Source organism: Pseudonocardia sp. ZF1, assembly GCF_056835605.1.
This window is the reverse complement of sequence record NZ_JAJNBY010000001.1, coordinates 1,178,507-1,195,072: the sequence shown is the minus strand read 5'-3', so window position 1 is coordinate 1,195,072 and position 16,566 is coordinate 1,178,507. Positions and strand designations below refer to the sequence as shown.

The following is a 16,566-nucleotide window of genomic DNA, read 5'->3' as shown; positions in this document are numbered from 1 at the left end:
GTGGACACCGCGGTCATCCTGGAAGTGGCGCTGAACGGCACGACGACGCGGGAGCGCAACCCGCGCGTGCCCCGCACCCCGGCGGAGGTGGCCGACCAGGCCGTCGACGTGCTCGACGCGGGCGCGGCGATCGTGCACCACCACAACGACGAGCCGATGTTCACCGTCGACGGGGTGCACGCCGTCGAGCCGTACCTGGCGGCCTGGGACCCGGTCCTGGCCGCGCACCCCGACGCACTGCTCTACCCGACGATGGCGGCCGGGGCCCGCGACATCCCGGTGACCCGGCGGTGGGCGCACGTCGAGGAGCTGGGCCGGCGCGGACACATGACACTGGTCGACCCCGGCTCGGTCAACGTCGGCCTGCTCGACGACGGCACCTGCCCGGACGCGGCGGCGCCGGAGCCGTACCAGAACTCCTTCGCCGACACCGAGTACATGTTCGCCCGCACCGCCGAGCTGGGCGCCGCCCCGAGCATCTCGATCTTCGAGCCGGGGTTCCTGCGCACCACGCTGACCCTGCACCGGCACGGGAGGGTCCCGCCGGGGGCGATCGTGAAGCTGTACTTCGCCGACCGGCTGCAGTTCGGGCTGCCGCCGACGCCCGCCGCGCTGGAGGCCTACCTGGAACTGCTGGAGCCCTCGGGCCTGCCGTGGTCGGTGGCCGTGTTGGGCGGTGACGTCGTCGCCTCCGGGCTGGCCGAGCTGGCGGTGCGCCGCGGCGGGCACCTGCGGGTCGGCCTGGAGGACTTCGACGACGGCCGGGGCACGGCGCCGTCGAACCGGGAGCTGCTCGACGGTGCCCTGCGGGTGCTGGACCGGGTGGGCGCGACACCGGCCTCCCCCGCGGCCGCCCGCGACATTCTCGGAATCCGGCCGCGCGGGTGATCCTTTCGCCGTGACACACCGCGGGGGTGCGTTTCCGGTCGACCCGGGCACGCACCCCCGCGGAGAATTCGACGACGCCGGCCGTCACCCGGTCCGCGGATGTCCGCGGCCGGGTCCGGCCGGCCCGGTCAGAACCAGGCTTTCCGCCCGCCCACCGGCCGTCCGATCGCTCCCAGGATCAGCAGGACCACACCGACGATGACCAGCAGACCACCGAGGTAGTAGAGAATGGAGATGCTGGTGAAATACCCCACCAGCAGCAGGATCAGACCGAGAATGATCATTTCGTGTCCCTCCCAGGAATGTGAGGAGAAAGTACTCACGTCCGGGGGACGCCGCAGCGCGGGAATCGATTCCGATGTTCGAGTCGTGACCTGCCGTGCGCCGGACGGTGCGCGGGGACCGTCACACGCCGGAACGGTTCGGTCCGCCACCGGAGGGGAACACGGCTCTCGCACCCGAGCGCGAGGAGGACCACATGGGCCGCACCGTGGCCGACCAGATGATCGAGCTGCTGCACCAGGCCGGCGTCGAACGGATCTACGGCCTGGTCGGTGACAGCCTCAACCCGATCGCGGACGCGATCCGCCGCGACGGCCGCATCCGGTGGGTGCACGTGCACAACGAGGAGGCCGCCGCGCTCGCGGCCGCCGCGGAGGCCCAGCTCACCGGGCGGCTCGCGGTCTGTGCCGGCAGCTGCGGCCCCGGCAACACGCACCTGATCCAGGGCCTGATGGACGCCCACCGCACCGGTGCGCCGGTGCTGGCGATCGCCTCGCACATCCCCTCGGTCCAGATCGGCACCGGCTACTTCCAGGAGACCCACCCGGAGCGGCTGTTCACCGAGTGCTCGGCGTACTGCGAGCTGATCTCGCGGCCCGAGCAGATGCCCCGGATGCAGCGGATCGCGATGCAGACCGCGCTCGCCGAGTCCGACGTGGCGGTGCTGGTCCTGCCCGGCGACGTCAGCGCGCTCGACGCCCCGAACGACACCGGCACCTCGCACCTGTCCCCGCCCACCGGCGTCGTGGCGCCGTCCGAGGACCAGGTGGCCGAGCTGGCCCGGCTCGTCGACGCCGCGGACACCGTGACGCTGTTCGTCGGCGCCGGGATCGAGCACGCCCGCGAGCAGGTGCTCGCCCTCGCCGAGAAGGTGAAGGCGCCGATCGGCCACTCGCTGCGCGGCAAGGAGTGGATCCAGTACGACAACGCCCACGACGTCGGCATGTCCGGGCTGCTCGGCTACGGCGCCTGCTACGAGGCGACGCACGAGGCCGACCTGCTCGTCCTGATCGGCACCGACTTCCCCTACGACTCGTTCCTGCCGCAGGCGCGGACCGTCCAGATCGACACCGACCCCGCGCGCCTCGGGCGTCGCACGCTGCTGGAGCTGGGTGTGCACGGCGACGCCGCGTCCACCCTGGACGCGCTGCTGCCGCGGATCGCGGAGAAGACCGACCGCTCCTTCCTGGACCGGATGCTGCGCAGGCACGCCGAGGCGCTGGAGAAGGTGGTCGGCGCCTACACCCGCAAGGTCTCCGACCTGCGCCCGATCCATCCCGAGCACGTCGCGGCGGTCCTCGACGAGGAGATGGCCGACGACGCCGTCGCCACCGTCGACACCGGCATGTGCAACGTGTGGGCGGCCCGCTACCTGTCCCCCAACGGCCGGCGCCGGATCATCGGCTCCTACCGGCACGGGACGATGGCGAACGCCCTGCCGCACGCGATCGGCGCCCAGTTCGCGTACCCGGACCGGCAGGTGGTGTCGCTGTCCGGCGACGGCGGGCTGACGATGCTGCTCGGCGAGCTGCTGACCGCGGCCGAGCACGACCTGCCGCTCACCGTCGTCGCGTTCAACAACGGGTCGCTGGGCATGATCCGGCTGGAGATGATGGTGGCGGGCTACCCGTCGTTCCAGACCGACCACGGCCCGGCCGACCTGGCCGGGATCGCCCGCGCCGCCGGGCTGTACGCCGAGGCCGTCGACGACCCGTCCGACGTGCGCGCCGCGCTGCGCCGGGCGCTGGACCACCGCGGTCCGGCGCTGGTCGACGTGCGCACCGACCCGAACGCGCTGTCCATCCCGCCGCACATCACCGCCGCGCAGGTCCGCGGGTTCGCACTCGCCGCGACCCGCACGGTGCTCGACGGCGGCGTCGGGAAGATGGTCGAGCTGGCGCGCAGCAACCTGCGGTCGATCCCCCGGCCCTGAGCGGGGCGGGTCAGCCGGCGCGTGCGGCGAGCCCGGGGGCCGAGACCGCGTGGTCGAGCGCGATCGCGGCGGCACCCCGGAGCACGCCGTCCTCGCCGTGCGCGTCGTCGTGCACCGGCGGCGCGACGGCGCGGCGGAAGGCCATCAGCCCGGCGTCGTAGGCGACGGCGAACGCCTCGGGCGCCGCGGCCCGCAGCGCGGGCCCGAGCCCGGCCAGCACGACGACCTCCGGGTCGTGCGCGTTGACCAGCCCGGCGACGCCGCGGGCCAGTGCCGCCGACGCGCCCGTGACCGCGGCCGACGGTCCGGGCTCACCCGCCGCGGCACGGTCGAGCACCGCGCGGGCGTAGCTGTAGGGGGCGTCCGGCTCCGGCTCGCCCAGCATCCGGGCGAGCGCCCGGCCGTCGACCCCGGTGGTCCAGCAGCCGCGGGCACCGCAGGCGCACCGGGCGGCCGGATCGCCGAAGGGCAGGTGCCCCAGTTCCCCCGCCGCGCCGCGGGCGCCGGTCTGGGCCCGCCCCCCGAGCAGCAGCGCACCGCCGATGCCCACCTCGACGGTGAGGAACAGCGCGGTGCCCGCGCCGGCCGCGGCCCCGTCCCGGACCTCGGCGACCCCGGCCAGGTTCGCGTCGTTGCCGACCAGTACGGGCAGGCCCAGCCCGGCGCCGATCCGGCGCACGTCGAGCGGGCTCCAGCCCTGCCCGCCGCCCGTCTCGGCCAGGTACTCGTCGACGACGGTCGCCGCGACCCCGATCCCGACCGCCACGACCGGTCCGGGCGCGTCCGCGACCAGCTCACCGACCACCCCGGCCAGCTCCGCGGCGACGGCGTCGGGGTAGCGACGGCGGTGCCGCCCCGAGCGCACCGCGACCGGGGCTCCGTCGAGCCCGGCGAACCCGGCCCGCCAGCCCTCGAACCGCACGTCGACGGCGACGACGCCCGGCCCGTCCGGGTTGGGCGTCAGGGTCGTGGTCGGTCGCCCGCGCCCGCCGCAGGGGGCACGCTCCTCGGTGACCCAGCCGAGGTCGCGCAGCCGGGCCGCGATCTCGGTGGCCGAGCCGCTGGCCAGGCGCAGCCGCCGGGCGAGCTCGACGCGGGTGAGGCCGGGTTCGCGGCGGACCTCGTCCAGGACCTCGGCGGTGGCGCGCCAGCGGTCGGTCTCGGCGCGCCCGGGCGCCTCCGTGCCGGAACGTGAACCGGCCGACATCGACGTCATCCGGTTTGACACCTCCGGCCTCCCGAGATTTATCCTCGTGTCACGATGAAAAAGGCTCTCACCCCGTCCCAGTCTTCCACCACCGGGCCCGCGCTCGCCGCGATGGCCCTCGGCGGTCTGGCCATCGGCACCACCGAGTTCGCCTCGATGGGTCTGCTGCCGGCCTTCGCCGCCGACCTCGGTGCCACCGTGCCGCAGGCCGGCACGGCCATCAGCGCCTACGCGCTCGGCGTCGTCGTCGGCGCGCCGGTGCTCGCCGTGCTCGGCGCGCGGTGGCCCCGCAAGCACCTCGTCCTGGCCCTGGCGGGCGCGCTGGCGGTGACCAACGTGCTGTCGGCGTTCGCCCCGACGTTCGGCACCTTCGTCGCCACCCGGTTCCTGGCCGGGCTGCCGCACGGCGCCTACTTCGGCACGGCCTCGGTGCTCGCCGCCTCCCTGGTCCCCCGCGAGCGGCGGCCACGGGCGATCGCGACGGTGATGAGCGGGCTGATGATCGCCAACATCGTCGGCGTCCCGGGCGCGACCTGGCTCGGGCAGAACGCGGGCTGGTCCGCGGCCTACCTGACCGTCGGCGCCGTCGCGGCGCTCACGATGCTGGCCGTCTGGCGACTGGTCCCCGACGTCCGCGACGAGCGCCGCGGCTCGGTGCTGGGTGAGCTGTCGGCGCTGCGCCGCGGCCAGGTCTGGATCACGATGGCGGTCATCGCGACCGGGTTCGGCGGCTCGTTCGCCGTGTACAGCTACATCACCCCGGTGCTCACCGAGGTGTCCGGGCTCGCCACCGCGGCCGTGCCGCTCGCACTGGCCGTGTTCGGGCTCGGGATGACGCTGGGCAACCAGGTCGGCGGCCGGCTCGCCGAGGCTGCGCCGGTCCGCACGATCGCCTCGGGGCTCGCCGCCGCCGCGGTGTCGATGGCCCTGTTCGCACTCACCGCGTCCTCGCCGGTGTTCGCGCTGGTCACGCTGTTCGCACTGGCGTTCACCACCACCGCGACCACCCCGGCGCTGGCGACCCGGCTGATGGACGCCGGTCGCGAGGGTCCGACCCTGGGCGCGGCACTGCACCACGCCGCGTTCAACGTGTCCAACGCCCTCGGGGCCGCGCTGGGCGCCCTGGTCCTGGCCGCCGGATGGGGCTGGACCGCGCCCGCCGCGGTCGCCACCGTGCTGCCGCTGCTGGGGCTGGCCGCGTTGGGTGTGGCGGTCCGGATGGAGCGCTCCGAGCGGCGTGAGGAGCTCGCCCTGGCCGCCTGAGGACCGCCTGGTAGGTCACACAAGCGAGAGGTGTCGATCAGATCACCTCTGGGAAGCCTGCCCTCGAGTTGATCGTTGCGTAAGACAACGATCTCGTCGAGAGGAGCCCGGACATGTCCGCCGATCCGGACAGCGCCACCGCGCCGCGCAACGGTGCCGCCACGCAGAGCGGGGCCGCGCTGCACAGCGACGTCGAGGAGCTCCTCGACGCCCTCGCCGCCGACCGCGGCCGCGAGGCCCTGGTGCACCGCGACCGCAGGATCACCGCGGGCGAGCTCGTGGACTCCGTGCACCGGCTCGCCCACGCCCTCGACGGCCGGGCCGAGCCGGGCCGGGTCGTGGCGCTGCTGGCCGGCAACACGCCCGAGGCGGTCGTCGCGCGGCTCGCGGTGACGCTGCTCGGGGCGGGCATCGCCCAGCCGCACGAGGGCCTGTCCGCCGCCGCGCAGGCCCGCATCGTCGACGACGTCGAGGCGCCGCTCGTCCTCGCCGACGCCGACGCCGCGGCGGCCGCCGAGCCCGTCCTCGCGCTGGTCCCCGGCGTCGACGTGCTCTGGCTCGGCCCGCACGGCACCGACACCGACGTGACGGCCGAGGCCGCGACGGCGTCCACCGAGCCGGTCCGGGGCCGCGCCCGGCCGGACGCCATCGAGCAGATCCGGCACACCGGCGGCACCACCGGCCACCCGAAGGGCATCACCTACACCTTCGACCACCACCGTCGCGGTGCCGCGATGCGGCGCGGGACAGGCGGGTTCGGCAGCGGCGACGCCGGCGCGCGCCTGCTCGTCGCCACGCCGGTCGCCCACGTCGGGGGGTCGCTCGCCGACCGCACCCTCACCGACGGCGGCACCGTCGTCCTGCAGGACGGCTTCGAGCCCGGCGCCTACCTCGCCGCCGTCGAGCGGGAGCGCATCACCCACGGCTTCCTGCTGCCGCCGCTGATCTACCGCCTGCTCGACCACCCCGACCTGGACCGGACCGACCTGTCGTCGCTGCGGTCGCTGGTCTACGGCGGTGCCCCCGCCAACCCGCGGCGCACCGCCGAGGCGCTGCGCCGGATCGGCCCGGTGTTCACCCAGTTCTACGGCCAGACCGAGGCCGGCGGGATCAGCGTGCTCACCGCCGAGGAGCACCGCAACTCCGACCTGCTCGGCACCGTCGGGCGGCCGATCCCCACCACCAGGATCGCGATCACCGACGCCGACGGCCGCCCCGTCGCCCCGGGCGGGCGCGGCGAGCTGTGGGTGCACACCGGCATGGAGATGGACGGCTACTGGAAGCAGCCGGAGCTGACCGCCGCCACCGTCGTCGACGGGTGGGTGCGGACCGGCGACGTCGCCCGCCAGGACGCCGACGGCTACCTGCACCTGCTCGACCGGGTCAAGGACATGATCGTCGTCGTGGGCGGGCACGTGTACACCTCCGAGCTGGAGGACCTGCTCATGGAGCACCCGGCCGTCCGGCACGCCGCGGTCTTCGGGGTGCCCGACGACGACGGCACCGAGACCGTGCACGCCGCCGTCGTCACCGACTCCCCGGCGCCGAGCCCGGACGAGCTGACCGGCCTGGTCGCCGACCGCGCCGGCGCGATGTACGTGCCGGACACCGTGGAGTTCGTCGAGCGGATCCCGCTGACCGGGATCGGCAAGACCGACAAGAAGCGGCTGCGCGCCGAGCTCGTCGGTCAGCCGCGCTGACGGACCGCCTCGTAGAGCACCACGGCCGCGGCGATCGAGGCGTTGAGCGAGTTGACCCGCCCGCGCATCGGGATGACCACCGTGGCGTCGGCCCGGTCGAGCCACGCGTCGGTCACCCCGGTGGCCTCGGTCCCGATGACCAGCGCGGTCGGCCCGGTCAGGTCGGCGCCGGCGAGCCCGGTCGTCCCGGCCGGGGTGGTCACGAGGGTGGCGATGCCGCGCCGGTCGAGCCAGTCGAGGACCTCGGCGGTGGACGCGGACGCGACCGGCACCGCGAACACCGTCCCCTTCGACGCCCGCACCACGTTGGGGTTGGCGAAGTCGGTGCCACCGCGCTCCGGGGTCGCGATCACCACCGCGTCCACCCCGCACGCCTCGGCGGTGCGCAGCATCGCCCCGACGTTGCCGGGCTTCTCGACACCCTCGGCGACGAGCACGAGCGGGTCCGGGCCGAGGTCCAGCTCGTCGAGCGGGCGGCCGGGGGCCGGGGCCACGGCGAGCCAGCCGTCCGGGGACTCGCGGTAGGCGATCCGGGCGAACACCTCGCGGGTCACCGAGAACACCCGCGCCGACGGCATCCGGGCCAGCAGCGCGTCCGACCGCACGAGGTCCGGCGCCCAGTACACCTCGGTCGGCTCGACGCCGGCGTCGAGCGCGAGCGCCAGCTCGTCGTGCCCCTCGATCACGGTGACGGCCGCCGCGTCGCGGTGGCGGCGGGTGCGCAGCCGGACCAGGTTCTTGACACGCGGGTTGGCGGTACTGGTCAGGTCGGGCACCCGACGAGCCTAGGACGGCGGGGCGTCCGGGGACCGGCCGGGACCGGGTGCCCCGTCCGGGTCTCCGGAGCGGACCGCGAGCCACCCGGCGGTGACCGCGGCCGCGGCGGCGAGCACCGCCAGCGGGGCGGCGAGCGCCGTCGTCGCGACGAATGCGGTGGCCAGCCAGGGCGCGGCGAACCCGGAGTAGGCGGCGGTGTAGAACAGCCCGTTCACCGCGCCCCGCCCGGACGCCGGCGCCAGCCGGCCGACGCGGGTGAGCCCGGCGTTGAGGCAGAGCCCGCCGCCCGCGCCGAACAGCACCCCGGCCACCGCGACACCCGCGACCGCGGCCGGTCCGGGCGGCGCGAGCAGCGCGGTGACCGTCGCGGCGGCGGCCCCGAGGGCGCCCAGCCCGGCCCCGGCGGGCCCGGTGCGGCGGCCGAGGCGGTGCGCGAAGGGCTGTACCAGCGTCCCGGTGCCCAGGGTCAGCGCGGCGAGCAGCCCGGTGAACGCGACCGCGCCGGAGATCCCGGGCAGCAGCAGCGGCAGCACGGTCACCGCGACCGACGGGAACGCGTACACGCACACCGCGGTCGGCACGACCACCCGCACGAACACCCGCCGCGCGGCCGGGGTCAGGCCCGGCCGGGGCAGCAGGCCGCGGGACGGCGGCCCGGCCGGGCGGGCCCCCGTCCCGACGGTGGCGAGCACCGCGGCGACCGCCACCACCACCAGGGCCACGTGCACGAGGTAGGGCAGGGCGAGCGGCAGCGGCCCGGAGGTCGCGAGCAGCCCGGAGGTCAGCGGCCCGAGGCAGAAGCCGGCGGTCTGGGCGACCGACGCCGCCCGCGCGGCCCGCGGCGCGCCGTCCGGCCCGGCGAGGTCCTGCAGCCAGGCGCTGCCCACCGAGAACACCGCACCCGACGCCAGCCCCTGCAGGAACCGGGCCGCGAACAGCAGCCACAGGGCCGACGCCCCGCCGAGGAACAGCAGCGACGCCCCGGCGACCCCGGCGGCGACCGGCAGCAGCACCCGCACCCGCCCGAACCGGTCCGACGCCGGCCCGCCCAGCAGCAGCGACGGCGCCAGCCCGAGCGCGTACACCCCGAAGATCGCGGCGAGCGTGCTCGCCGACAGATCGAGCTCGGCCCGGTAGACCAGCAGCAGCGGGGTCGGGACGTTCGTGCCGAAGGCCGTCGCGAACAACAGCCCGCAGGCCGCGAGCCACGTCCGGTCCCCCCGGCCTCCCTGCCGCACCGTCGCATCCTGCCAGCCGGGGGTTACCTACCGGTAGCCTCCGCAGCGAGGACCGGCGACGAGGACGGAGTGACACGACATGGGTGAACCGACGGGGATCGCGGTCGAGGTGGCGGACGGGGTCGCGCGGCTGCGCCTGGACCGCCCGAAGGCGGCGAACGCGTTGCACGAGCCGATGTGGTTCGGGCTGCGCGACGCGGTGCGCGAGCTGGACGCCGATCCCGCCGTGCGGGTCGTGGTGATCAGCGGCAACGGGCGGCACTTCTGCTCGGGCATCGACGTGTCGATGCTGGGCGGGCTGCGCGAGACCGCGTCGGACGACTCGGTGGGGCACGGCGCCGACGCGCTGCGCCGCACCATCCTCGACCTGCAGGACTGCCTCACCGCGATCGAGCGCTGCCGGAAGCCGGTCGTCGCCGCGATCCAGGGCGTCTGCCTCGGGGCAGGCCTGGACCTGGCCGTCGCCTGCGACCTGCGCTATGCGACCGCCGACGCGTCGTTCGTGCTGAAGGAGGTCGACATGGGCCTGGCCGCCGACGTCGGCGTGCTGCAGCGGCTGCCGCGGATCGTCGGCGAGGGTGTGGCCCGCGAGATGGCCTACACCTGCCGGCCGGTGTCGGGCACCGAGGCGAAGGAGCTGCGCCTGGTCAACGGCGTGTACGCCGACGCCGACGCGCTGGAGGCGGGCGTCGCCGAGCTGGCCGCGTCGCTGGCCGCGAAGTCGCCGCTGGCCCTGCGCGGCACCAAGCACGCGATCACCTACGCCCGCGACCACTCGGTCGCCGACGGGCTCGACCAGATCGCCACCTGGAACGGCGGCCAGCTGGTCTCGGCCGACCTGACCGAGGCCGTCAGCGCGTTCATGGAGAAGCGCCAGGGCGTCTACCGGAACTGACCCGCCCTACCGTCGCCCGACGACCTCCCCGACGACCGCGTACATCCCTGCGGGTGGCTGCCCGTCCTCGGCCCGCCAGTCGCTGACGTCGACCAGGCCCGGTTCCAGCAGCTCCAGCCGGTGCCCGGGCCGGTCGACGAACAGCCGGCGCAGCAGGGCGCGGTCGCGGGAGCGCGCCGGCTGCGCGGTGTCCCGGGTGAACCGCTCGATGGTGCGCATCCGCTCGGCGGTGTGCGGGTCGTCGACGTCGGTGCTGCCGTGCGACACGACGAGCATGCTGCCGGGCCCGAACGCCGTCACGTAGCGGTCGAACAGGGCCCCGAGCAGGTCGTCGTCGCGGACGAAGTGCAGCACCGACACCGCGAGCACGGCGACCGGCTCGGTCGGGTCGAGCAGGCCCGCGACACCCGGCGCGGCGAGCACGGCCCCGGCGTCGGTGAGGTCGGCGGCGGTGATCGAAGCACCGTCCACACCGGTCAGGATCTGGCGGCTCATCGCGACCGACACCGGCTCGACGTCGACGTAGGCCACGCGCGCCGCGGGGTCGGCGCGGTGGGCGATCTCGTGCACCGGCTCGGCGGTCGGGATGCCGGAACCGAGGTCGAGGAACTGGCGCACCCCGCGGTCCAGGCAGGCCCGCACGGCCCGGCCGAGGAAGGCCCGGTTGGCGAGCGCGACCTCCCGGGTGTCGGGCAGGGCGGCGAGCACCCGCTCGGCGAACTCCCGGTCGGTGGCGAAGTTGTGGGCGCCGCCGAGCATGTAGTCGTAGACGCGGGCCGGGTTGGGGAGCGTCAGGTCGATCTCGTCCACCGGGTCGGGCACGGGCTCCGGGGCGGTCATGGGCGTCACCCTCTCGCCGGTGTCTCCCGGGTCGCAAGTCCCGACAGGACATCGTGCAGCTCCGCCGCGGTGCCGGGGGCGACGCCGGGGTGGCCCGCCAGCGCGAGCAGCCGCGCGACCGCGGGCGCCCAGGCCGGACCGAGCCGGGCGTCGGAGAGCAGCGCGGCGTCGCCGAGGACCTCCGCGGCCGGGCCGCGCCGGACGCGCCCGCGCGCGACGACGGCGACGTCGTCGGCCCAGCGGTGGGCGAGGTCGACGTCGTGTGTGGACAGCACGACCGCGGTCCCGGCGCACTGCAGGTCCGCCAGCACGACGACGAGCTCCTCCACCCCGGCCGGGTCCAGGCCCGCGGTCGGCTCGTCGAGCACCAGCACCCGGGGCCGGACGGCGAGTGCCCCGGCGATCGCGACCCGCTTGCGCTGCCCGAACGACAGCCGGTGCGTCGGCCGGTCGGCGAGGTCGGCGATGCCGACGGCGGACAGCGCGTCGTGCACCCGGGCGTCGACCTCGGTCTCGTCGAGACCGAGGTTGAGCGGGCCGAACGACACGTCCTGCGCGACGTCGGCGGAGAACAGCTGGTCGTCGGGGTCCTGCAGGACGAGCTGGGCGGACTCGCGCAGCCGCAGCAGCCCGCGGCGGGTGCGGCGGACCGGCTCGCCGTCGAGCAGGACCTGCCCGGCCGACGGGGCGAGCAGCCCGAGCAGCAGCCGGAACAGGGTGGTCTTGCCGCCGCCGTTGGGGCCGAGCACCGCGAGCCTGCGCCCCGGGTCGACGACGAGGTCCGCCCCGTCGAGCACGACCGGCCCGTCCGGGTAGGCGAAGACCAGCCCGCGGGCCTCCAGGACCGCGGTCACGGGACGACCGCCAGGGCCAGTACGGGCACGGCGACGAGCAGCACCGTGCTCGCCGCGACGAAGGCGGGCGAGACGGTGCGGGCGGGTACCCGGACGCGCAGCGAGCCGTCGTAGCCGCGGGAGGCGAGGCCGGCCTCGAGGCGGCGGGCACGGTCGAAGGCGCGGACGAACACGGCCCCGCCCTGCCCGGCCAGCGACCGGAAGGTGGTCCGCCGCGTCCGGAATCCCATCCGGAGGGACTGGGCCTCCCGGACCGCGGTCAGCGAGTCCAGCAACAGGAACAGCATCCGGTAGACGAGCAGGGTGATCTCCAGGACGGCAGGCGGCACCCACCGCAGCCGGGGCAGGGTGTCGGCGAGCGGCGTCGTCGCGGCGAAGAGGATCAGGCAGGACACCGCCGCCAGCGAGCGTCCGACGAGCGCGGCCGCCCGGGCCGGTCCGCCCGGCGCGAGCGCGAGCCACGGGTCCCCGCCCACGGTCACCAGCAGGGGCAGCGCCCCCACGATCACGAACCCGAGGGGCAGCGCGAGCAGCCGCAGCGCGGTGCGCCACGGCACCCGGGCCCCGCCCAGCAGCAGCGCCAGCGCCGCGGTACCGGTCAGCACGGCCCCCGGCCACGGTGGGAGCGCGACGGCGAGCAGCAGCAGCCCCAGGGCAAGGAACGCCTTCTCCCCGGGGTGCCGGGATCGCCAGCGGTTGGCGTGGGCGGTCTCGTCGATCAGCAGCATCAGCTCTGCCGGGCGGCCTTCTCCCGGCTGCGGGTGCGGGCGACGCCGATGCAGTAGCCGAGCACGCCCGCGCCGGCCGCGGCCTGCATCGCGAAGATGCCGGACTCGATCTCGCCCGACGGCGGTTCCCACACCGGGCTGAACCACGGCTGGTAGCCGGTGGCCTCGATGGCCTCGCCCGCCTGGCCGTCGGACCCGGCGTACTCGCCGGGCACGAACAGCACCGGCACCGCGAACAACGCGACGACGGCGACGACCAGCAGGATGTTCACGACGGTCGAGCGGCTCACGCCGACGCCTCCTTCTCCGGGCCCTGCGCGGTCGCGGCCGGGGCGGGGCCGCCGGTGTCGGTGCCCGCGGCCGGGCGCAGCACGCCGAGGCGGCGCAGCTCGTCCGGGGTGATGCGCACGAGCAGCCGCACGACGAGCACGGTCAGCAGCCCCTCGGCCACGGCCAGCGGGATCTGCGTGATCGAGAAGATCGAGGCGAAGGTGACGAACGCTCCGCCGAACCCGGAGGTGGGGTCGGGGAACGCGAGCGCGAGCTGCGCGCTGGTGATCGTGTAGGTACCGAGGTCACCGAGGAAGGCCGCGGCGAACACCGCGGGCCCCAGCGAGCCCCCGATCCTGCGGACCACGACGTAGGCGCCGTAGGCGATCCACGGCCCGGCGATCGCCATCGAGAAGGCGTTGGCGCCGAGCGTGGTGAGCCCGCCGTGGGCGAGCAGGACGGCCTGGAAGAACAGCACCACCGTCCCGAGCAGGGCCATCACCGGTGGTCGGAACAGCACCGCGCCCAGCCCGGTTCCGGTCGGGTGCGACGACGACCCGGTCACCGACGGGATCTTGAGCGCCGAGAGGACGAAGGTGAACGCGCCCGCCGCGGCGAGCAGCAGCTTGGTGTCCGGGTCCTCCCGCACGCGGCGCACCACGGCGCGGGCGCCGTGCACGACGAACGGCGCGGCGACGACGGTCCAGGCCGCCGCGTGCAGCGGCGGCAGATACCCCTCGGCGATGTGCACGGGCGAACGCTACGGCCACGTCGTTCGATCGTGCAAGCCTGAACATCCGGTCAGGTGTGCAGGCTCTGACACACGGAGACGCCCGGACCCGGCCGGGTCCGGGCGTCTCCGGTGGCTGCGGTGTGCCGTCAGAGGCGCAGGCCGTTGGTGTGGTGCACCTCGGCGGGGCGCTCGGCGGTGGCCTTGTGCTCGGCCGCGGCAGCCAGCCGGGCCGCCTCCTGCTCGGCCTCGCGACGTCGGTTCTCCCGTTCGGCGGGCGTGGTCTCGGGCGTACCGACCCCGCTGCCCGGCCGGCCGGCGACGACCTGCTCCTTCGCCAGCCTGCGGGCCTTCTTCTCCGCCTTGGCGGCGGCGTCGCGCTTGGCGACCTTCTCCAGCCGCGCGGCCTTGGCCTTCCGGGCGGCCTTCTTCTCCGCGGCCGCGGCCTTCTCCTGCTCGGCACGCTCGGCCTTCGCCTGCTTGCGGGCCTTCTTCTCGGCCTTCTCGGCGGCGCGGACGGCCTTCTCGGCGTCCTTCTCCTCCTTGCGGCGAGCCTTCTTCGTGTCGGCCTTCGCGGCCTCGACGGCCTTCCGGCCGCCCTTCCTGTCCTTCTTGCCCTTCTTCGCGTCGGCCTTCTTCCCGGCCTTCGCGTCCTTTGCCGACGGGCCCGACGTCCCGGCCTCCCGGGCCGAGCCGGCGGCACCGGCCGCGGTCAGCGCGGCCTGCTGCGCCGTCGCGGCGGCCCGCTCCGCCCTGGCGGCCGCCACCTCGGCGCGCTCGGCGGCCGCGGCCGCCGAGCGCTCCGCCTGCTTGCCGTCACGCTCGGTGGCGAACGTCTTCTCCTGCACGGCCATACCCGGTTCCTCTCCTGTCGTCCCGACCGGCGGCAGGGCGCGGGACCGGTCGGTGGGAGCACCGACCGGCCGTGGAGGCGCGGGTGACGGGTCGCGGGACGACGGTCTCGCTGATGTCTCGGTATGCGCGACACCGTGGCCCGGTGGACGGACGACGGCGTGCGCGGAACACGACAGGGTGCCCCGGGAGGCCGGTGGGGAAACGCGCAGGTGACGGCGAGGTGATCCGGACCGGTCCGGTTGCCCCGGTCGGACCACCACAGCCACCCGGTCGTCGTAGCGGACGGGCGTCAGCCGGCCTCGGGGACCCCGTCGTGGTGGGTCTGCTCGTCGGTGAGGTGCCCGCGCAGGGTCACCAGGGTCCGGGCGAGCAGCCGCGACACGTGCATCTGCGAGAGCCCGACCTGGGCGGCGATCTGGGTCTGGGTCTGGTTGCCGAAGAACCGCAGCATGAGGATGGTCCGCTCCCGCTCGGGGAGCTTGCGCAGCGCAGGACGCAGCGACTCGCGGGCCTCGACCGCGTCCATCCCGGCGTCGATGCCCCCGACGATCTCGCCGAGCGGGTTGTCGGTGTCGCCGACGAGCTGGTCGAGCGAGTCCGACCGGTAGGAGTCCTGGGCCTGCAGCCCCTCGATGACCTCCTCGCGGCTGATGCCGAGGTGCTCGGCGAGCTCGGAGACCCGGGGGGCACGGCCGTGCCGCGAGGCCAGCTCCTCCTGGGCGCGGGTCATGCGGCTCTGGATGTCCTTGAGCCGCCGCGGCACGCGCATCGACCAGGTGCGGTCGCGGAAGTACCGGCGGATCTCCCCGGTGATCGTGGGGACGGCGTAGGCCAGGAACGGGGTCCCCTGGCCCGGGTCGAACCGGTCCAGCGCGTTGATCAGCCCGATCGTGCCGACCTGCTCCAGGTCCTCGACGGGCTCGCCGCGGTGCCGGTAGCGCCCGGCGATGTGCCGGACCACCGGGTGGAAGCCCCTCGCCAGCTCCGAGCGCAGCCGCTCCCGCTCCGGGTCGTCGGGTCCGGCGGCGGCGAAGGCGTGCAGGGGCGCTACGAGGTGGGCGTACTCGTCGGGACGGGCGTCCGTGGTCTCGTGGGCGTTCCCGGCGGCCTCGTCCACGGGGTGCCCGGGACCGGTGTGCACGGTCCCGACGTGCCCGCTCGTGCCGTCCACCGGGTCCCCCACCGTGTCGTCGGCCCGCGACACCTCGGCTCCCTCGGCGTCCGTGCTCGGCTCAGCCATGCCGTCTCCGCGGCCAGCGATGATCGACTGTCATCACCGACCGACGGTAGGCCCGGTGGCGCGGGCCCGCATGTCGAACGTCGCGTGACCTGGTCGACTGTCGATCGACGGTCACTCCGATGAGTTGCACGGCGACCTGGTGGGTACTGCTCTCCCATGTCCCCGACTCTGCGTGTCGAGCTGCCCGTCGAACCCGGGTCGGCAGGTCGCTCCCGCCGGGAGACCCGGAGGTGGCTCGCGTCGCTGTGCGGGACCGACGAACAGTGCCCGACAGTGCAGGATCTCGTCCTCGCGGTCAACGAGGCCGTCTCCAACTGCATCGAGCACGCCTACGGGGCCACCGGCCCGGGCGGGGACGCGACGGTCCTGCTGCGCGGTGACGCCGAGGGGTACCGGGTGCGGATGGAGGTCAGCGACCGCGGGCGCTGGCGCGACCCGCCCACCGACCCCGGCCACCGCGGACGGGGCATCGGGATGATCGAGGCGGTCGCGGAGGACGTCCGGGTGGTGCCGGGTCCCGACGGGACGACCGTCTCGTTCCAGGGGCGGATCGGCCGCTGTCCGGGGCTCTGCGTCCCGGCGTCCTGACCCGTCCCCGCACCCGGGGACCCCTGCAACGACAGGGTCGCCGCACCCCACGCCCGAGGGCGGGTGACGGCGACCGGTTCTCATCGGGCCCGATCCGGCTGCGGACCGGGCGTGGTGGTGCGGTGGTCAGTCCCGCATGGAGGCGGACGGGTCGTCGGACCGGTGTCCGCGGTGTCCCGCGCGGGCGACCGGGGTGTAGCGCCCGTCGTGGCGGGCCTGCTCGCTCTCGGGGTGGGGCCAGGTCGTGTTCGCGTGCTGCGTGCTGCTCTCACTCATGG

18 protein-coding genes are annotated in these 16,566 nt (G+C 75.2%); 6 read left to right on the top strand and 12 right to left on the bottom strand.

Annotation, left to right across the window (positions count from 1 at the left end; all coding sequences use genetic code 11):
* A complete protein-coding gene (locus ZF1_RS06075; protein WP_251785560.1) occupies positions 1-888 on the top strand; it encodes a beta-keto acid cleavage family enzyme in 888 nt (295 codons plus the stop codon).
* Positions 889-1,016: 128 nt separating this feature from the next.
* On the opposite strand, the gene ZF1_RS06070 is transcribed toward ZF1_RS06075, so the two are convergent.
* A complete protein-coding gene (locus ZF1_RS06070) occupies positions 1,017-1,172 on the bottom strand; it encodes a hypothetical protein (RefSeq protein WP_178374212.1) in 156 nt (51 codons plus the stop codon).
* Positions 1,173-1,366: 194 nt separating this feature from the next.
* Between ZF1_RS06070 and ZF1_RS06065 the strand changes: the two genes are divergently transcribed.
* The gene (locus ZF1_RS06065; protein ID WP_346106885.1) at positions 1,367-3,103 is read left to right on the top strand and encodes a pyruvate dehydrogenase; all 1,737 of its coding nucleotides are present in this window, start codon (positions 1,367-1,369) and stop codon (positions 3,101-3,103) included.
* Positions 3,104-3,113: 10 nt separating this feature from the next.
* Here the strand turns inward: ZF1_RS06065 and ZF1_RS06060 are convergent, their stop codons facing one another.
* Complete coding sequence (locus ZF1_RS06060; RefSeq protein ID WP_476653967.1) at positions 3,114-4,319, bottom strand: ROK family transcriptional regulator; 1,206 nt, start codon at positions 4,317-4,319, stop codon at positions 3,114-3,116.
* Positions 4,320-4,364: 45 nt separating this feature from the next.
* On the opposite strand from ZF1_RS06060, the gene ZF1_RS06055 reads away from it, so the two are divergent.
* Positions 4,365-5,573: an MFS transporter gene (locus ZF1_RS06055; protein ID WP_482636685.1), complete on the top strand. Its 1,209-nt coding sequence runs from the start codon at positions 4,365-4,367 to the stop codon at positions 5,571-5,573.
* A 113-nt stretch (positions 5,574-5,686) separates the two neighbouring features.
* Complete coding sequence (locus ZF1_RS06050; protein ID WP_482636684.1) at positions 5,687-7,273, top strand: AMP-binding protein; 1,587 nt, start codon at positions 5,687-5,689, stop codon at positions 7,271-7,273.
* Here the strand turns inward: ZF1_RS06050 and ZF1_RS06045 are convergent.
* Both ZF1_RS06045 and ZF1_RS06040 read right to left on the bottom strand, forming a co-directional pair.
* A complete protein-coding gene (locus ZF1_RS06045; protein WP_482636683.1) occupies positions 7,261-8,049 on the bottom strand; it encodes a TrmH family RNA methyltransferase in 789 nt (262 codons plus the stop codon). The two genes, ZF1_RS06050 and ZF1_RS06045, sit on opposite strands and share 13 nt — an antisense overlap.
* Positions 8,050-8,058: 9 nt before the next feature.
* Positions 8,059-9,288 (bottom strand): MFS transporter, encoded by a 1,230-nt coding sequence (locus ZF1_RS06040; RefSeq protein WP_482636682.1) that lies wholly within the window; start codon positions 9,286-9,288, stop codon positions 8,059-8,061.
* A 79-nt stretch (positions 9,289-9,367) separates the two neighbouring features.
* Between ZF1_RS06040 and ZF1_RS06035 the strand changes: the two genes are divergently transcribed.
* Positions 9,368-10,183 carry a crotonase/enoyl-CoA hydratase family protein gene (locus ZF1_RS06035; protein ID WP_208819873.1) on the top strand — a complete coding sequence of 272 codons (816 nt, stop codon included), beginning with the start codon at positions 9,368-9,370 and terminating at the stop codon, positions 10,181-10,183.
* Positions 10,184-10,189: 6 nt separating this feature from the next.
* Here the strand turns inward: ZF1_RS06035 and ZF1_RS06030 are convergent, their stop codons facing one another.
* The 7 genes from ZF1_RS06030 to ZF1_RS06000 all read right to left on the bottom strand — a co-directional run bounded on the left by ZF1_RS06030 (position 10,190) and on the right by ZF1_RS06000 (position 15,700).
* Entirely contained in the window at positions 10,190-11,023 is an 834-nt protein-coding gene (locus ZF1_RS06030; protein ID WP_405419013.1) for an SAM-dependent methyltransferase, read from the bottom strand.
* A gap of 5 nt (positions 11,024-11,028) precedes the next feature.
* Positions 11,029-11,877: an energy-coupling factor ABC transporter ATP-binding protein gene (locus ZF1_RS06025; RefSeq protein WP_482636681.1), complete on the bottom strand. Its 849-nt coding sequence runs from the start codon at positions 11,875-11,877 to the stop codon at positions 11,029-11,031.
* Entirely contained in the window at positions 11,874-12,605 is a 732-nt protein-coding gene (cbiQ, locus tag ZF1_RS06020; protein ID WP_251785570.1) for a cobalt ECF transporter T component CbiQ, read from the bottom strand. Before cbiQ ends, ZF1_RS06025 begins: the two co-directional genes overlap by 4 nt.
* Complete coding sequence (locus ZF1_RS06015; protein WP_062400669.1) at positions 12,605-12,895, bottom strand: energy-coupling factor ABC transporter substrate-binding protein; 291 nt, start codon at positions 12,893-12,895, stop codon at positions 12,605-12,607. The genes cbiQ and ZF1_RS06015 overlap by 1 nt, the downstream gene beginning before the upstream one ends.
* Positions 12,892-13,626 carry an energy-coupling factor ABC transporter permease gene (locus ZF1_RS06010; RefSeq protein ID WP_178374221.1) on the bottom strand — a complete coding sequence of 245 codons (735 nt, stop codon included), beginning with the start codon at positions 13,624-13,626 and terminating at the stop codon, positions 12,892-12,894. Before ZF1_RS06010 ends, ZF1_RS06015 begins: the two co-directional genes overlap by 4 nt.
* Positions 13,627-13,754: 128 nt before the next feature.
* On the bottom strand, positions 13,755-14,459 hold the full coding sequence (locus ZF1_RS06005) for a hypothetical protein (protein ID WP_482636680.1): 705 nt from the start codon (positions 14,457-14,459) through the stop codon (positions 13,755-13,757).
* Between the two features lie 290 nt (positions 14,460-14,749).
* A complete protein-coding gene (locus ZF1_RS06000) occupies positions 14,750-15,700 on the bottom strand; it encodes an RNA polymerase sigma factor SigF (protein WP_482636679.1) in 951 nt (316 codons plus the stop codon).
* A 156-nt stretch (positions 15,701-15,856) separates the two neighbouring features.
* Between ZF1_RS06000 and ZF1_RS05995 the strand changes: the two genes are divergently transcribed.
* Positions 15,857-16,288: an ATP-binding protein gene (locus tag ZF1_RS05995; protein ID WP_482636678.1), complete on the top strand. Its 432-nt coding sequence runs from the start codon at positions 15,857-15,859 to the stop codon at positions 16,286-16,288.
* A gap of 126 nt (positions 16,289-16,414) precedes the next feature.
* Here ZF1_RS05995 and ZF1_RS05990 read toward each other — a convergent pair whose 3' ends face one another.
* Complete coding sequence (locus tag ZF1_RS05990; RefSeq protein ID WP_161151901.1) at positions 16,415-16,564, bottom strand: hypothetical protein; 150 nt, start codon at positions 16,562-16,564, stop codon at positions 16,415-16,417.
* Positions 16,565-16,566: the final 2 nt, after the last annotated feature.